This is a genomic window from Verrucomicrobia bacterium CG1_02_43_26, from assembly GCA_001872735.1.
Lineage (GTDB): Bacteria > Verrucomicrobiota > Verrucomicrobiia > Opitutales > CG1-02-43-26 > CG1-02-43-26.
The window spans coordinates 242,834-258,099 of sequence record MNWT01000006.1; the positions used below are offsets into that span (position 1 = coordinate 242,834).

Annotated in this window: 11 protein-coding genes; 5 read left to right on the forward strand and 6 right to left on the reverse strand. The window is 45.1% G+C overall.

Annotation, left to right across the window (positions count from 1 at the left end):
- Window positions 1–66 precede the first annotated feature (66 nt).
- The 4 genes from AUJ82_03340 to AUJ82_03355 form a co-directional block, all read right to left on the reverse strand.
- Window positions 67–651 (reverse strand): hypothetical protein, encoded by a 585-nt coding sequence (locus AUJ82_03340; GenBank protein OIO60456.1) that lies wholly within the window; start codon window positions 649–651, stop codon window positions 67–69.
- Between the two features lie 250 nt (window positions 652–901).
- Window positions 902–4,144 (reverse strand): carbamoyl phosphate synthase large subunit, encoded by a 3,243-nt coding sequence (locus tag AUJ82_03345; protein ID OIO60457.1) that lies wholly within the window; start codon window positions 4,142–4,144, stop codon window positions 902–904.
- A 135-nt stretch (window positions 4,145–4,279) separates the two neighbouring features.
- Window positions 4,280–5,542 carry a 6-phosphofructokinase gene (locus AUJ82_03350; protein OIO60458.1) on the reverse strand — a complete coding sequence of 421 codons (1,263 nt, stop codon included), beginning with the start codon at window positions 5,540–5,542 and terminating at the stop codon, window positions 4,280–4,282.
- Window positions 5,543–5,617: 75 nt separating this feature from the next.
- The gene (locus AUJ82_03355; GenBank protein ID OIO60489.1) at window positions 5,618–7,042 is read right to left on the reverse strand and encodes an adenylosuccinate lyase; all 1,425 of its coding nucleotides are present in this window, start codon (window positions 7,040–7,042) and stop codon (window positions 5,618–5,620) included.
- Between the two features lie 209 nt (window positions 7,043–7,251).
- Between AUJ82_03355 and AUJ82_03360 the strand changes: the two genes are divergently transcribed.
- The 5 genes from AUJ82_03360 to AUJ82_03380 all read left to right on the forward strand — a co-directional run bounded on the left by AUJ82_03360 (window position 7,252) and on the right by AUJ82_03380 (window position 12,025).
- Complete coding sequence (locus AUJ82_03360) at window positions 7,252–7,683, forward strand: transcriptional repressor (GenBank protein OIO60459.1); 432 nt, start codon at window positions 7,252–7,254, stop codon at window positions 7,681–7,683.
- A gap of 24 nt (window positions 7,684–7,707) precedes the next feature.
- Entirely contained in the window at window positions 7,708–8,466 is a 759-nt protein-coding gene (locus AUJ82_03365; protein ID OIO60460.1) for a Fe-S cluster assembly ATPase SufC, read from the forward strand.
- 9 nt (window positions 8,467–8,475) lie between these two features.
- The gene (locus tag AUJ82_03370) at window positions 8,476–9,882 is read left to right on the forward strand and encodes a Fe-S cluster assembly protein SufB (GenBank protein ID OIO60461.1); all 1,407 of its coding nucleotides are present in this window, start codon (window positions 8,476–8,478) and stop codon (window positions 9,880–9,882) included.
- 76 nt (window positions 9,883–9,958) lie between these two features.
- The gene (locus AUJ82_03375; GenBank protein OIO60490.1) at window positions 9,959–11,263 is read left to right on the forward strand and encodes a Fe-S cluster assembly protein SufD; all 1,305 of its coding nucleotides are present in this window, start codon (window positions 9,959–9,961) and stop codon (window positions 11,261–11,263) included.
- A 39-nt stretch (window positions 11,264–11,302) separates the two neighbouring features.
- Complete coding sequence (locus AUJ82_03380; protein ID OIO60462.1) at window positions 11,303–12,025, forward strand: 6-phosphogluconolactonase; 723 nt, start codon at window positions 11,303–11,305, stop codon at window positions 12,023–12,025.
- Between the two features lie 5 nt (window positions 12,026–12,030).
- On the opposite strand, the gene AUJ82_03385 is transcribed toward AUJ82_03380, so the two are convergent.
- Window positions 12,031–13,872 carry a hypothetical protein gene (locus tag AUJ82_03385; GenBank protein OIO60463.1) on the reverse strand — a complete coding sequence of 614 codons (1,842 nt, stop codon included), beginning with the start codon at window positions 13,870–13,872 and terminating at the stop codon, window positions 12,031–12,033.
- Between the two features lie 60 nt (window positions 13,873–13,932).
- Window positions 13,933–15,111 carry a tyrosine--tRNA ligase gene (locus AUJ82_03390; GenBank protein ID OIO60464.1) on the reverse strand — a complete coding sequence of 393 codons (1,179 nt, stop codon included), beginning with the start codon at window positions 15,109–15,111 and terminating at the stop codon, window positions 13,933–13,935.
- Window positions 15,112–15,266 lie beyond the last annotated feature (155 nt).

The following is a 15,266-nucleotide window of genomic DNA, read 5'->3' on the forward strand; positions in this document are numbered from 1 at the left end:
CAAGAGGCTATTTTTAATAAAATTACAGCATTTGACCCGATGGGTGGTTTTTTACTAACGTTTCTGTTATTTAAGACTCAAGGCGGTTTTTCTCTTTTTTGAAACTTTTGGGGATGATCTGCTTCTCGTTACTGGAAGAGAAGGTGTACCAGATTTTACCTTTGTGGGCTTGAGTTGGGTATTAATTTTACGAAGGATTTCGGGGCCGTGAATTTCGAGCATCATTTTCTTTCGTAGGCTAACTGCTTTTTCGAACGCTTTTTTTTCTCCGTATTTTTTAATGGAGAAGGAGGTGCATTTTTGTACACCTGAAGCAGGCCTCCAGCTTACTGAAAAACATTCATGGACAGTGCCGTTTGGGCTGCGCTTTTTTGTTCTGCAGACGCCCAGCACGCCAGTGGTATTGCGGGCATCTTTAAATACAATGCGTCGGCCGGTTGATTGCTTCGGGATATCTGAGATTTTAGTGAAGAGGCTGTCCCTATATTCAATTGCGGCAGCTCGCGCTTGCTTCTTCCCACCCAGTTTTTTATCGCTAAAAAGCTTGGCGTAAGTTTTTCCGTTTCGGTAGGCCCGTACGAACCATCCGTGCGTTGATCCAGAATCGATGCGGCTGATTCCTTTATTGGGTTTTTGTTTTTTTGTTTTCATCTCATCCTCTCCTTTTTGTTAACTTAACTTATTATAGTTATAACATATTATACTTTTAGTGTAATATCAACACATTTTGCTAATTTATTTATAGATATTATATTTTAATTTCAAAAAACTAAGCATAGCGATGCGATGTCTGAGAAAAATCGGTCAAACAGGATATGCATAGCGCGGAGCAAGATTGCCCTTATGCATGGCTCCTAAACGCAGTTACAAGAGATAATCCCCTAGTACTGAGTTTACTATTTTATGAGATGAGTGCTCTGATGCAGCCAAGTTCTTGAATGGGAGAGATGGTGAGCTCTTCATCTTGGAGTGCGATGATGCCCTTTAATGCGGCATAGGCTCCGGACATTGTGGGGATCATGCAAACGCTGTGGAGGATGGCCTCTTCCCTGATTTTACAATCGTCTTGCTGGGGAATTACCCCTTCTGGGGTATTGATAATCATCTGCATATCGCCGTTTTTAATCAGGTCGAGTACATTTGGTCGGGCACCGTCTGATATTCGGAATAGATTGCGTACGGTGATGCCATTTTGCTCTAGATAATCTACGGTACCAGCTGTGGCATATATGTTAAACCCAAGCGCCTGGAGCCGTTGGGCTAAGTCGATTGCTTTGGGCTTGTCTGTGTTTTTGACGGAAATAAAGACATTGCCGCGAGTGGGGAGGCCTGGCTGGGCACCGCTTAGGCTTTTGGCAAAAGCGAGGCCGATGTCTGTGTCGCGCCCCATGACTTCGCCAGTGCTGCGCATTTCAGGAGAAAGCATAACAGGACTACCCGGAAAACGATTAAAAGGAAATACAGACGTTTTAATGCACCAGTATTCCGGGTCAACCTCTCGTGTGAAGCCGATATCTTTGAGTTTTTCTCCGGCCATGACTCGAGCGGCATATTTTGCTAACGGTACACCGATTGCTTTAGCAACAAACGGAATGGTCCTAGATGCTCGCGGGTTGACCTCTAGTACATACAGATCGTCATCTTTAATGACGAATTGGGTATTCATGAGGCCGATAACCTCGAGTTCGCGCGCCAAGGCATAAGTGGCCTTTCGGATGCGTTCAATCATTTCACGACCTACGGTGTGCGGGGGCATGACCATGCAAGCGTCACCGGAATGTACGCCCGCGTGCTCAACATGTTCCAGCATCCCACCGATCACGGTTGTTTCGCCATCGCTGACACAATCGACATCTAATTCAATAGCATCTTCGAGGAATTGATCGAGGAGGACAGGTTTACCCGGAGCGGCATCAAAAGCTTCTCGAACCGCCTTTTTGAGACCCTCCATATCATAAATAATAAACATGCCACGGCCACCTAATACAAACGAAGGCCTTAATAAGATAGGAAAACCGATTTCGCCGGCGACCTCGTAAGCTTTTTCCGGGGTAAGCGCCGTACGATTTTTGGGCTGTTTGAGCCCAAGCTTGCTCAAAATTTGTTTAAATAGCTCCCTATCCTCAGCGCGCTCGATGGATTCGGGAGTGGTGCCTAATATATTAACTCCATGCTCTTTAAGTTCTAGCGCTAAGTTTAATGGCGTTTGCCCACCCAGTTGAATGATAGCGCCCTCGCACTGTTCCTGATAATAAATTTCGAGCACATCGCCTAGGGTGAGCGGTTCGAAGTAGAGGCGACTAGAAGTATCGTAGTCCGTGGAGACGGTTTCAGGATTTGAGTTTACCATGACGGTTTCAAAACCCTGTTCTCTTAAAGCAAATGAAGCGTGAACGCAGCAGTAGTCAAACTCGATGCCCTGGCCGATGCGGTTTGGCCCGCCACCAAGGATCATGATCTTACGTTTATCGGAAGGAATGATTTCGTTTTCCAAGCCGTACGTAGAGTAGTAATAAGGCGTTTTTGCTTCAAATTCAGCGGCACAGGTGTCTACTAGCCGGTAGACGGTATTGACCTCGAATTTGTTACGCAGTTTACGAATTTCCCGCCCCTTACAGCGCAGGATGTTTCCAATTTGTTTATCCGAAAAACCATATTGCTTGATTTTCATCAACAGCTCCGGGGTAAGGAAATCCTTGGTTTTACCGATCAGAGAACGCTCGAGATCTACTATTTCTTTGAGCTGATGGAGGAACCAAGGGTCTATTTTGCTGAGCTCGTGGACCTTTGCAACGCTCATGCCAGCAATAAAAGCAAAACGAACAAAGAAAATGCGCTCGGCGGTAGGTTTGGCGACATTAGCCATGAGTTCATGGCTATCCTTTACCTCCCATTGCCCGTATTTTCCCCCGCCCCCGAAACCGAGACTACCGATTTCAAGCGACCTAACCGCTTTTTGGAAAGATTCCTTAAAAGTACGCCCGATGGCCATGGCTTCCCCAACTGATTTCATGGAAGAGGTTAACGTTGTATCTGCTCCCGGGAATTTTTCGAAAGTAAAGCGAGGGATTTTGGTGACAACGTAATCAATAGAAGGCTCGTAGCTGGCAAATGTTTCTCCTGTAATATCGTTTTTAAGTTCATCTAGCGTGTAGCCGACTGCCAGTTTGGCGGCAAGCTTAGCTATGGGGATGCCCGTTGCCTTCGATGCAAGCGCGGAGGAGCGCGAGACACGAGGATTCATTTCAATAACAATCATATGACCATTTTCCGGATTAATGGCGAATTGGACATTGCTGCCACCTGTTTCGACCCCGATGGCACGTATAACGGCAAAAGAAGCATCGCGCATGCGTTGGTATTCTTTGTCTGAAAGCGTCATGGAAGGCGCTACGGTAATGGAGTCCCCCGTGTGAATGCCCATGGGATCAAGATTTTCGATCGCGCAGATAACAACACAGTGGTCATTTTTATCCCGCATGACCTCCATTTCGAATTCCTTCCAGCCCAAAAGACCCTCTTCAATGAGAACCTCATTGACCGGAGAGGCATCCAAACCCTTTGTGACCATTTCTTCAAACTCTTCTTTGTTGTAGGCGATGCCACCGCCCTTGCCCCCCATAGTATAACTGGGGCGTATAATGATGGGGTAGCGGCCTATTTCCAGAGCGATTTCCCTGGCTTCGGGACGAGTGTGCGCGACATTAGATTTAGGGACGCTCAGGCCGATGTCGATCATGATTTGGCGAAAAAGAGCACGATCTTCGCCTCGCTCGATGGCTTGAACGTTTGCGCCGATCATTTCGACACCGTACTTATTTAAGATGCCCGCTTTTTCAAGACTGACAGAAAGATTCAGGGCCGTTTGGCCTCCTAGCGTTGGAAGTAAAGCATCCGGACGTTCCTTGGCGATGATCTTTTCAATGATATCAATCGAAAGAGGCTCAATGTAGGTAGCATCGGCAAACTCGGGATCTGTCATAATGGTAGCCGGATTTGAGTTGATGAGAATGACTCGATAACCCTCTTCTTTAAGGGCTTTGCACGCTTGCGTGCCACTGTAGTCAAATTCGCACGCCTGACCTATAATGATGGGGCCAGCGCCTATGATTAGAATAGATTGGATGTCCGTTCGTTTGCTCATTCAAGGTTACAGTTTGCTGATGAGAGGGTGCAAGGCAAGGGTATTTGATTGTAATGTTATGGGCGATCCTTTGTATCAAAAAAAAGGGCAATTGAATACTACAATTGCCCTTTTTTTGCTAAAACTAACTAAAACTTAGCCCATGATAAAACTATCGAGTGCCTTGGCAACGATATGTTTATCTAAACGAGCAAATTTGACTAAGCCCTGATCTTCCGGGACCTCGACGCGACCCTGAACAAGAGGGAGGGCATATTTATAGAATTGAAAAGCCATGGAAGTGCCGGATTCGTGAATCCAGTTTTTAGGAACCATTTTAACTTCATTGGCTATTTTTTCAAGAGCGGTTAGGCTGGTATCACAGGTATATAAGTCTGTGTCGCCTCTAAGAAGAGTGATCATCATTCCACTGTGACCTTCCATTGCTGCTTGAACCGCATTTTGGCCTGCTAAATAAGCTTCATTATTGTCTGTTTGGGAAGACATGTGAGCAGCGCATCTTTGGGTTGTTCCCAATTTAGTAGATTTTGCGCTTACACCGATTTCCTCCTCGACGATACTGCGCAGATATTCTCCCGCGCCCCCTAATTGTTTGTGGCCAAAAGCATCTACCATTGCAGAAGCGTTAGCGAGGTAATTACCGTCTTGGTCTACAGTGCCTTCACTGACAACAACCAAGCAATAAGGGTTTTGTTTGAGGACGTTTTGCACATCTTCAACAAACTTTTCTTTTACGAAAGGAACCTCTGGGAGGTAAATTAGGTGAGGAGGGTCCATCTCCTGATTGCGTCTTTTAGCAAGAGAAGCACCAGCGGCGATCCAACCCGCGTTACGGCCCATTACCTCTACAATAGAGACCAAGTCATGATTTCCCATAGCGGCGTGGTCGTTGCCCATCTCGCGAATGGTTGTAGCAATGTATTTAATGACGCTACCGTAGCCAGGGCAGTGATCTGTGATTGGCAGATCATTATCAATGGTTTTAGGGATGCCGATGACACGTAAAGCGTAACCACGTGCTTTAGCTAACTCGTCTATCTGATGAGCGGTATCCTGGGAGTCGTTGCCCCCAATATAAAAGAAATAGCGAATGTTGTGCGCTTCGAAAACATCCAGGACGCGATCGAGATCTTGGGATTTTTTGATTTTATAGCGACAGCTACCCAATGCGGAACCCGGTGTGTACCGAAGGGCTCTGATCGTTTGCTGAGATTCTTCCGCAAGGTCGATCAAGTCTTCATTCAAAATACCCTCTATGCCGTTTAAGCCGCCATAGATCTCTTCGACACAGTCGTAGTTCAATGCTTCGCTGATGACTCCTGCTAAACTTGCGTTAATTACTGATGTAGGCCCGCCTGATTGCGCTACTAAAACGTTTCCAATTAATTCTTCAGCCATATGCTTTTACAAAATATCTGTTGGCTAAAAATTAGCATTTGCTCCTTAAATTGCAAACCTTTATCGCAATTTAAGCTATAAAACCTGCTCGAATAGGACATTTTTTGATTCCGGAAAGCGACTTTGCCAAGATTTGGACTCCTTAATGAATGCGTTTACTTGTGCCTTGGCTAAACCAACAGAGGCTTTCGCGTCCTCGTAAATAGCATCAATTTCAGAAGCTGTTAGTAATAATTCCTTTTCGGATTTTAAGTATTGAATAAAAATATCTGATGGAGCGGATTCTTCCAGCATGCTCTTACGGGCGGCCAAAGCATGTTTTTTAATGAGTTCATGGGCTGTTTCGCGACCGACCCCCTTTTTGATTGCCTGCATTAAGACCTGAGTCGTCATAAGCCAGGGAAGATTTTGCTCATTTTCGCGGGCTATTTGAGCTTCATAGACCTCCATTTGCCGAAGAACGGCCATGAAGGTTTCCAGAATACCATCGATCGTGAAAAAACTATCCGGAAGAAAAACCCTACGAGCCACAGAGCAAGAGACATCACCCTCGTTCCATTGGTTACCCATGACCTCTGCGGCGGTTGTTGCAGACCCTTTTAGTAATGCGCAAAAGCCATTGATGCGCTCGCAGCTACGTGCGTTTACCTTGTGAGGCATGGCAGAAGAACCCGTTTGACCTTTCGCGAAACCCTCACTGACCAGGTTTTGCCCAGCCATGAGGCGCATCGTGGTGGCAAAGTTGGCCGGAGCCGCTGATAATTGCAGCAAAGCAGAAACCACTTCATAGTCCAAGGATCTTGGGTAGATCTGGCCGACATTAGTCAATGTTTTTACGGCACGCAGGTGAGCGGTTAGTTTTTCTTCGAATTGTTTGACCTTTTGAGCGTCATCATTAAATAAACGCAATAAGTCTAGCTGGGTGCCGACAGCGCCCTTGACTCCGCGAAATGAATAGCCCTCTATTAAATGATCCAGGCGGGAGATGGATCTAATAAGCTCCTCCCCATACATGGCGAACCGTTTGCCAAGCGTAGTCAGCTGGGCGGGAACATTATGCGAACGGGCGGTGATGATAGTGTCTTGGTGCACTTCTGCTTTTTGTGCAAGCAAAGTAAGGACGGAAACGGCTTTAATGCGTGTGAGTTTAAGGGATTCGAGTATTTGATATTGTTCTATATTTTCCGTTAGATCTCGGCTCGTCATGCCCTTATGAATATCTTCATGTCCTGCCAAGGCACAAAACTCCTCTATACGCGCCTTTACGTCGTGTTTAGTTTTTTCTTCCCGTGCTCGAATGGAGGCAAGATCCACGTTTTCGACATTTTTTTCGTATGACTGGATAGCATCATCAGAAATAGCTAACCCGAGGTCTTGTTGTGCTTTTAGGACAGCAATCCAAAACCTCCTTTCGAGGACGACTCTGTTTTCCGGGCTCCAGAGGAAAGCCATTGAAGAAGATGCGTAACGTTCGGCGAGTATGTTTGGTATAGACACGATCAGAAATGAAGTTTTTTTATAATTAAACCTTATGGAGGTAATCCTCAATGCATTTCGTGTAAAAAGATATACAATATATCGTTGTTGTGAAAAAGCTGCTATGCGCACAGCCACTTGGGTAATCTCTGGATATTGACATTTATGGCCATTTTTTGTTTGTAAAGGGAAGGAAACTTCTCCTAAATAGTCTAATTTAGAATCATTATAAAATGAAACTCAATCCATCACATAAGCAACAATTAGAGGCAGCTTTGGCGGAAAAAGGCCTTAGGGCTACTCGGCAACGGCAAGTCGTTTTTTCTGTTATAATGGATAAACGAGATCACCCAACGGTTGATGATGTCTTTTCGCGCTGCAAGGCCATTATGCCCTCCATTTCTTTAGCAACGGTATATAATTGTTTGGAGACGCTTGTGGACTGCAAGTTGGTGAGACAGGTTAACTTTGATCGGCAGCCAACGCGCTTTTGTCCTAACGTGGTACCACATGCGCACTTTCATTGTAAAGAGACCGGTAAAGTATTTGATGTTCCTCTCTCTCCAGAGGCGTTTGATAGCTTGAGCAAAAATTTGCCGAAAGGCTGTGATATTGATTCTATAGACATTCTGGTGCATGGAACGTCTTCTCATTCTTTAAATTAAAACGAAACCTAGGTAATATATTATATGGACCAACTTGAAATCAAAAACCTCAATGTTTTTATTGAAAACCAGCACATCCTGAAGGATTTTACGTTAAACGTTCCCAAAGGACAGGTTCATGCCATTATGGGCCCTAACGGCACAGGAAAAAGCACGTTAGCAAAAGCTCTCGTAGGGCACCCTGAGTATGAAATAGACTCGGGTGAAATTACACTGGATGGGCAAAACGTAGTGGGTATGGCGCCAGATGAAATATCCCGCATGGGGTTATTTATGGCCTTTCAGTACCCGAATTCTATTCCCGGCGTAACGCTTGCTAATTTTATTCGCGCGGCGGTACAGGCACGGATGAAGGAAAAAGAGACATTTGTAGCCACCGATTATTATAAAAGACTTTATGAGAAGATGGATCTTTTGGGAATTGATCGCTCTTTCACGTCTCGTGCTATCAATGATGGCTTTTCCGGCGGGGAGAAGAAGCGTTGTGAAATCCTGCAGATGATGATGCTTGCGCCCAAGTATGCGGTGTTGGATGAAACGGACAGTGGGCTGGATATTGACGCGTTGAAAGTTGTGGCAGAAGGTGTTGAGAAAATGCGTGGTCCGGAGACCGGCTTCTTGATTATCACACACTATCAGCGGTTGCTTAATTATATTGTTCCAGACGTAGTCCATGTGATGTACAACGGTCAGATTGTCCGCAGCGGAGGCAAAGAACTTGCACTTGAGCTTGAGGCCAAAGGATATGATTGGGTGAAACAAGAACTGGCGAACTCGAATTAATATTATAGTATGAGTACACCAAATCCCGTTGATATAGATCGTTCCAAGGGCTACTTTCATTATGATGTTAAGTATAAGCATGATGCGGGCTTCGGCTTGACCCATGACACGATTGATTACATTTCAGATATTAAAGAAGAAGCAGATTGGATTCGGGAGCATCGACATAAAGCGCTTGATGTCTTTCTCAGTAAACCGATCCCAACTCACTGGGCATCCAAAGATCTCGATAATATTGAATTTGAAAAAATACGTTATTATCTCTCTCAAGGAAGCAAGCCAACACGTTCATGGGATGAGGTGCCGGAAGATGTAAAAAGAACCTTTGAACGCCTGGGCATTCCTGAGCAAGAACGTAAGTTTCTTGCGGGCGTGGAAGCGCAGTTTGATAGTGAGGCCGCTTATTCCAATATGCAAAAAAGTTTGGAGAAAGAAGGGGTTATCTTTGTAGGCTCTACAGAAGGCCTTATGAAGTATCCTGAGATCTTCAAGCCGTATTTTGGCAAAGTGATACCGACTGGGGACAACAAGTTTAGCGCTCTGAATAGTGCTGTTTTCAGTGGAGGCAGTTTTATTTATGTGCCAAAGGGCGTGAAGGTGAAGCAGCCCCTGCAGGCGTATTTCCGAATTAACGCGGAAATGTTTGGCCAATTTGAGCGTACCTTGATCATTGTTGATGAAGGCGCTGAGGTGACTTATATGGAAGGTTGTACTGCGCCTAAGTTTGAGACGGCTACGCTGCACTGTGCGGTAGTAGAACTCGTGGCCCTTAAGGGTGCGAAGCTGCAATACATTACGGTGCAAAATTGGTCTAATAACGTGTTCAATCTCGTGACCAAACGCGGCATGGCTATGGAAGACGCAGAAGTGCGCTGGATCGACTGTAATATTGGGTCTCGTTTGACGATGAAGTATCCTGGGGTTATTCTCAAAGGTCGCAGGGCTCGCGGAGAGGTGCTTTCAATTGCACTTGCAAACAATGGCCAACACCAAGATACCGGTGCTAAAATGATCCACGTGGCAGATGAAACAACTTCGAACATTATCGCTAAATCGATAAGCATCGGAGAAGGCCGTTCTACCTATCGTGGCATGGTCAGCATTCCCAAGCATTTAAAGAATTGTAAGAACAATACGGAGTGCGATGCCTTATTGATCAACGCGACTAGCCGTACCGATACCTATCCGGCGATTACCGTGCAGGGAGATCATAACTCGGTACAGCATGAAGCCAGTGTCTCTAAGATAGATTCGGAGAAGATTTTCTACATGATGCAACGCGGTCTTTCGGAAGCGGAGGCCATGAGCTTGGCCGTAAACGGCTTTGTGAACGATTTGGTTCGCGAATTTCCTATGGAGTACAGCGTTGAGCTCAAGCGGTTGATCGAGATGGAGATGGAAGGCTCAGTCGGATAGTTTCTTATACAACAATATATATAAAAAAATTTTCAAAATGGTTATATCACAAGATGCCAAAACATCAATGACGAGCATGCTAAAGCTAGAGCAGTTACAGACATTTCAGTCTCATGTATCATCCTATCATGCGATTTGCCCGTGGCTTTACGGGGAGAAGCAAAAGAGTTGGGAGATTTATCAGGCTTTGCCGTTTCCTAAACCAAAGGATGAAACCTGGCGCTTTTCAAGATCTACAAAATTTGAGCTTGCTCAATATGCTTTGCCTGGAAAATTAGATCCCGCTATAGAAGAGACGCTGGAAGAGCGCTCTAATTTTATTTCTTCTTTCGCCGGAAAAATGGTTTTCGCGGACGATTACACTATCTGCTTCAAAAGCTTGCCTGAAGAGCTGGTCAAACAAGGTGTTCGCTGGAAGCCCTTAAGTGAAGCGATTAGGGAGGATGTGGATTTATTGAAACCTTATCTTCTGAAAAATTATGGAACGATCGGTTCGGATAAGTTCTTTAACCTACATGCCACCTTTTTCCGCGAAGGTACATTTCTTTATATTCCTAAAAATGTAGTGATAGAAGAACCGTTGATTTCGTATCATTGGTCTGTGGCGGATCAAGGCGCTCTTTTCCCTCACACGCTTGTGATTGCGGAAGAAGGGGCTAAGGCAAACTTAATCGATGTATTTCAATCCGAAAATAAGGAGAGTAAAGCCTTTTCCTGCGGTCTGGCAACGATTATCGCCAAGGAAGGCGCGGATGTGTTTTATAAATCTGTTCAAAATTGGAACCAGAATACGCTTTCTTTGCAAATTAATGACAACGTGGCAGATAAGAATGCCCAGCTCAAATCAACTTCATTGAATCTTGGGGGCTCGACTGCGCGAACAGAAGCAAAGACCCATATTCAAGGTGAAGGCGCGCATGTTAAGATGTATTCTTTAACGGTCGCGAATAATGAGCAAGAGATAGATCAACGTACCTACCAATCGCATGAAGCGCCGAACACGGTTTCTGATCTACTTTATAAAAACGCACTGTTAGATAACGCCAGAACAATTTTTGCGGGTCTTATTCGAGTAGAGCCTAATGCGCAAAAAACGGACGCTTATCAAACAAATCGCAATCTGTTGCTTAGCCCGACTGCGCAATCTAATTCGCTGCCCGGATTGGAGATTGAGGCAAACGATGTTAAATGTTCACATGGGGCTACTTCCAGTATGATTAACCCTAGTGAGCTATTTTACTTTCAAAGCAGGGGGATCAAGAAACAACAGGCGGAAGAGTTGCTTGTATTCGGGTTCTTTGAAGAGATTATTCAAAAGTTTGAGAATCAAGAGCTGGCAGAAGCTATGCGAGACTTGATCAAAACAAAGTTTAAGCGATAACAACTAACGCATTAGCAAAAATTTAATCACAACGATAGCATGTCGGAATATATCAAAATCTTGGACCAGGAAGGTGTATTTAATGCGATTAAAGACATTTTACTCAAAGAGGCCTGTAATAAAAAAGTAACGGTAGGGTTGACTGGAGGAAGCACCCCGAAGGCTTTTTACGCCTGGGCGGTCAAACAAGGGCACTTTGATTCAGATGATTTTAAGAATGTTGTTTGGTCTGTGAGCGATGAGCGTTGTGTGCCGCTTTCCAGTGAGGAGAGTAATTTTGGTAATGCGGATCGTATGCTGTTAGCGCCTCTTGGTATTGAGGGCGCGCATAAATTACCATGGCCGGTTGATTTAGCGCCTCAAGATGCCGCAAAGGCTTATGGGCAAGCCTGGCAAAAGCAATTTGGCGATGATGCTACGTTTGATATCTGTTTTTTAGGCATGGGGGAAGACGGCCATACCGCTTCTATTTTCCCAGGGAGCTTGTTGTTGGAAAAACCCTGCGGAGAAAATTTCGCCGCGATTGATGTTCCGGGTAAAGGATGGCGGCTCAGCATCACCCCTGAAGGATTGGGGAAATGCGCACATGTGGTGATTGTTGTGACAGGATCAAATAAAGCGTCTGTTTTGAAAGAGGTTTTGGAGGGGGCTATAGCTGTGAAGAAACACCCATCCCAATTGCTCCGAACGTTGAATACGAAAGTGACATGGCTCGTTGACCACGAGGCTGCAGCTTTGCTGGAAAATACAGCTGGCCGGTAAGTTGACTAGGATTTTTTAAACGGAGGTTGCGTTACCTTTTGAACCGTTTTGACGAGTGGAGATCTCGTGTCATGGGGGGCCGTAAATAAGTGAATATTTGCGGTCTCTTGACCAATAATTTCCTGGGCACGCTTAAGTGCCTCTTTGGTGGAGAGATTTGGGTTTTTGGGTTTATTGGGGAAAAAATTATTTTCGCCTATAATGTCGTAGATGCCAGAGTTTTTTAAGACGCGCTCAAAATCATGTCCTGCGCCACTGATAATCAGATCTCTATCCTTCTCTCTGGCGAATCGAGCAAGATCGCCAATGGCCATGACGCTTGTAGCGTCAATATGATGGGCGTTGCGCACTCGCAAAATAATCACTTTGATGCTAGGATCTTCGTAGAGTAGCCTGGCTTGGTCTAGGAAAATATCAGAAGAACCGAAGAAAAGATCTCCTTCAACATGTACAATAGAGATGCCGGGAATTTCGGGTTCGCCCGAGCCTTTGGTTTTTTCTGTAAGCTCACCGTGGCTATTAAAGGAGTAGGCAATAAGTTGCGGTTTACTGACCTTTTTGAGAAAGAGTATAATAGACGATGCGGCTCCTATATATATAGCTTGGTCTAACGGAAAGAGCAGACCGGAAAAAAATGTTACCAGAAAGACAGTCGCATCGGATCGGGTTGATTTGATGATGGCGCCGATGTGTTTTATGTTAATTAAAGAGCAGCCCACTATAATAACAATGGTAGCAAGCGAGGCAGTGGGAATATGGCCGATGAAGGGTCCTAAGAGTAATACGCCAATGACCAAAAGCGTGCCGCTTATAATACTGGACAAGGGAGTTTGCGCGCCACTGGCTCGATTAAGAGAAGAACGGGTGAGTGAGCCGGAAATCGTCATTCCAGAACCAAACGCGCTAGCGCAGTTGGCGAAACCGAGGCTCAGCATTTGTTGATTGAGGTCGATTCTTTCTCCCGATTGGGCGGCAAGGGTTTTTGAAATAGAAGAACTCTCTAGGATAACCAGGAAAGCGATTGCAAAGGCCGTAGCCCCCAAGCGGCTAATCAACTCAAACGTAAACTCGGGAATAGAGAGAGGCCAATGCCCCGGAGGAAATGCGTCCAAAAACTCTACGGATATTTTAAATTGGGACATCACAGACCCTAAAAGAGCGCTTAACAAGATGGCTAAAATGATGTTAGGCCAATGTGGGCGGGCTTTTTTCAGCGCGATGTACACGAGTGCTGTAAATATTGAAATCAACACAGAAGGGATTTGAATGACCCCGACCTGTTTGATGATCTCGCTAAAAGCAGTAAAAAAAGTTGGTTCTCTGGGGATATGGAGGCCTGTTGCCTGGTCTAGCTGGTTGATTATAATGAGGAGAGCGGCTGCGGTTATGTAGCCCGAAACAACACTCATGGAAACATATTGCGTAAGAGCAGCAAGCCGCAGTACAGAGCCAAGGATGAGAACAACGCCGACCATGAGGACGAGCGTGGGAAGGGCGATGATCGCTATTTCCGGAGGGAGACCTAGCGCTAGAAAAGCACTCAAAATAAGAGCGGCCGTGGCGTTTGTTGGCCCGAGCATCAGGTAGCGCGAGCTGGCAAAAATAGGGCCCAAAATCGAACCAATGGCTGAGGCATAGATCCCGAAGGTGACGGGGAAGCCGGCTAATAAAGCATATGCCATCCCTTGGGGGAAATCGAGTAAAGATACCGTAGAGCCCGCTTTTGCGTCTGCCTTAAGTTTGCGTAATGAATACCCTTTGAACGCGCAAAGTATAGGGAAAAAGTGTTTTATGGTCTGAAATAACTTCATGACAACAGGAAACGGTTGGAGATTCCTTTCTCTCATCTAATATTGATGAAGGTGTAAAGGATGGCGAGGATAAATCTTTTGTGTGAATGTGGGCGCTTAGGGAAGTAGCTTGAAATAGACTCTTTTTCCAATCTGAAAAATATGAGCGTCTTGGGTTACTTCGATTGGCATAAACGGATCCGTTGCCTTTTCATTATCGACTTTAACGGAACCTTGCTCTAGCAGCCTCCTAATTTCTTTTTTACTCGGGAATAATTGAGTTGCGGCAATCAGATCAATTAAATTCATTGTGAGCTCAGGCGATAGGCTAGCAAAGCTAAACTCAGGCATATCCTCCGGTAAGTTTCCTTTAGAGAAGACAGATTCGAATTGGGCGAGCTCATGAGCTCCTTGTTCCGGTGAATAAAAACGGGAAACAAGTGCCTGGGCGAGCGCCTTTTTCATGGCCATGGGGTGAGCGTCTTTGAGTTGCTCGACTTCATGAGGTGTCTTTAAAAGCAGTAATTCGTAATAAACCCACATGGTGTCATCGCTAATAGACATGATTTTACCAAACATATCCTTAGCCGTATCATTAAAAGAAATGTAATTATCATAGCTTTTCGACATCTTTTGCACGCCATCTAAGCCAACGAGCAGGGGCATACAGATAACGGCTTGCTCAGACATGCCGGCATCCTTTTGTAAGATCCTGCCTACGAGTAGGTTGAAAAGCTGGTCGGTGCCGCCGAGCTCAACGTCTGCCTGAACCATTATAGAATCATAGCCTTGGACGAGCGGGTAGAGGAACTCTACAATCGAAATGGGGGTATTGTGTTGATAGCGCTTGGAAAAATCGTCCCTTTCGAGCATGCGGGCAACGGTCATTTTGCGTGCCAAGTTTAAGGAGTCCGCAAACGTCATATCCTTAAACCATTCACTATTATAGCGAACTTCGGTTTTATCCTTATCCAGAACCTTAAAAACCTGGTCGAGATAAGTTTTGGCGTTTATTTGAACCTCTTCCGTAGATAGCACCGGACGGGTGGCGGAACGACCTGAAGGATCGCCTATCATAGCTGTGTAATCCCCTATAATCAAGACAGCTTGGTGCCCAAGCTCCTGAAATTGGCGCAATTTATTGAATACGACTAGATGGCCAAAAGTGAGGTCAGGGCGAGTAGGGTCTACGCCTAATTTGACCCGTAATGGCTTATTAGAAGCCATTTTGCTTTTTAAATCCTCTTCCCCGATCAAGGTGTCTGTACCCTGTTTGATGATATTTAGCGCATTCATTAGAGGGGCAGTATAGTGGGACAAAATCTTTTGGTAAAGCTTTAAGATAGTAAGGCTTTAATATATACCATTGATCTTTATTCATCTTGTTGATTTATTTATAATTAAATTAATTTTTAAATTGACATTATATTTATTTATTAACATAATACTAT

Excerpts from the sequence above, each read along its gene's own strand:
- AUJ82_03365 (OIO60460.1), top strand. The coding sequence starts at position 7,708 with ATGGACCAACTTGAAATCAAAAACCTCAATGTTTTTATTGAAAACCAG.
- AUJ82_03380 (OIO60462.1), top strand. The coding sequence starts at position 11,303 with ATGTCGGAATATATCAAAATCTTGGACCAGGAAGGTGTATTTAATGCG.
- AUJ82_03345 (OIO60457.1), bottom strand. The coding sequence starts at position 4,144 with ATGAGCAAACGAACGGACATCCAATCTATTCTAATCATAGGCGCTGGC.
- AUJ82_03390 (OIO60464.1), bottom strand. The coding sequence starts at position 15,111 with ATGAATGCGCTAAATATCATCAAACAGGGTACAGACACCTTGATCGGG.
- AUJ82_03360 (OIO60459.1), top strand. The coding sequence starts at position 7,252 with ATGAAACTCAATCCATCACATAAGCAACAATTAGAGGCAGCTTTGGCG.
- AUJ82_03350 (OIO60458.1), bottom strand. The coding sequence starts at position 5,542 with ATGGCTGAAGAATTAATTGGAAACGTTTTAGTAGCGCAATCAGGCGGG.
- AUJ82_03375 (OIO60490.1), top strand. The coding sequence starts at position 9,959 with ATGCTAAAGCTAGAGCAGTTACAGACATTTCAGTCTCATGTATCATCC.
- AUJ82_03385 (OIO60463.1), bottom strand. The coding sequence starts at position 13,872 with ATGAGAGAAAGGAATCTCCAACCGTTTCCTGTTGTCATGAAGTTATTT.
- AUJ82_03370 (OIO60461.1), top strand. The coding sequence starts at position 8,476 with ATGAGTACACCAAATCCCGTTGATATAGATCGTTCCAAGGGCTACTTT.
- AUJ82_03340 (OIO60456.1), bottom strand. The coding sequence starts at position 651 with ATGAAAACAAAAAAACAAAAACCCAATAAAGGAATCAGCCGCATCGAT.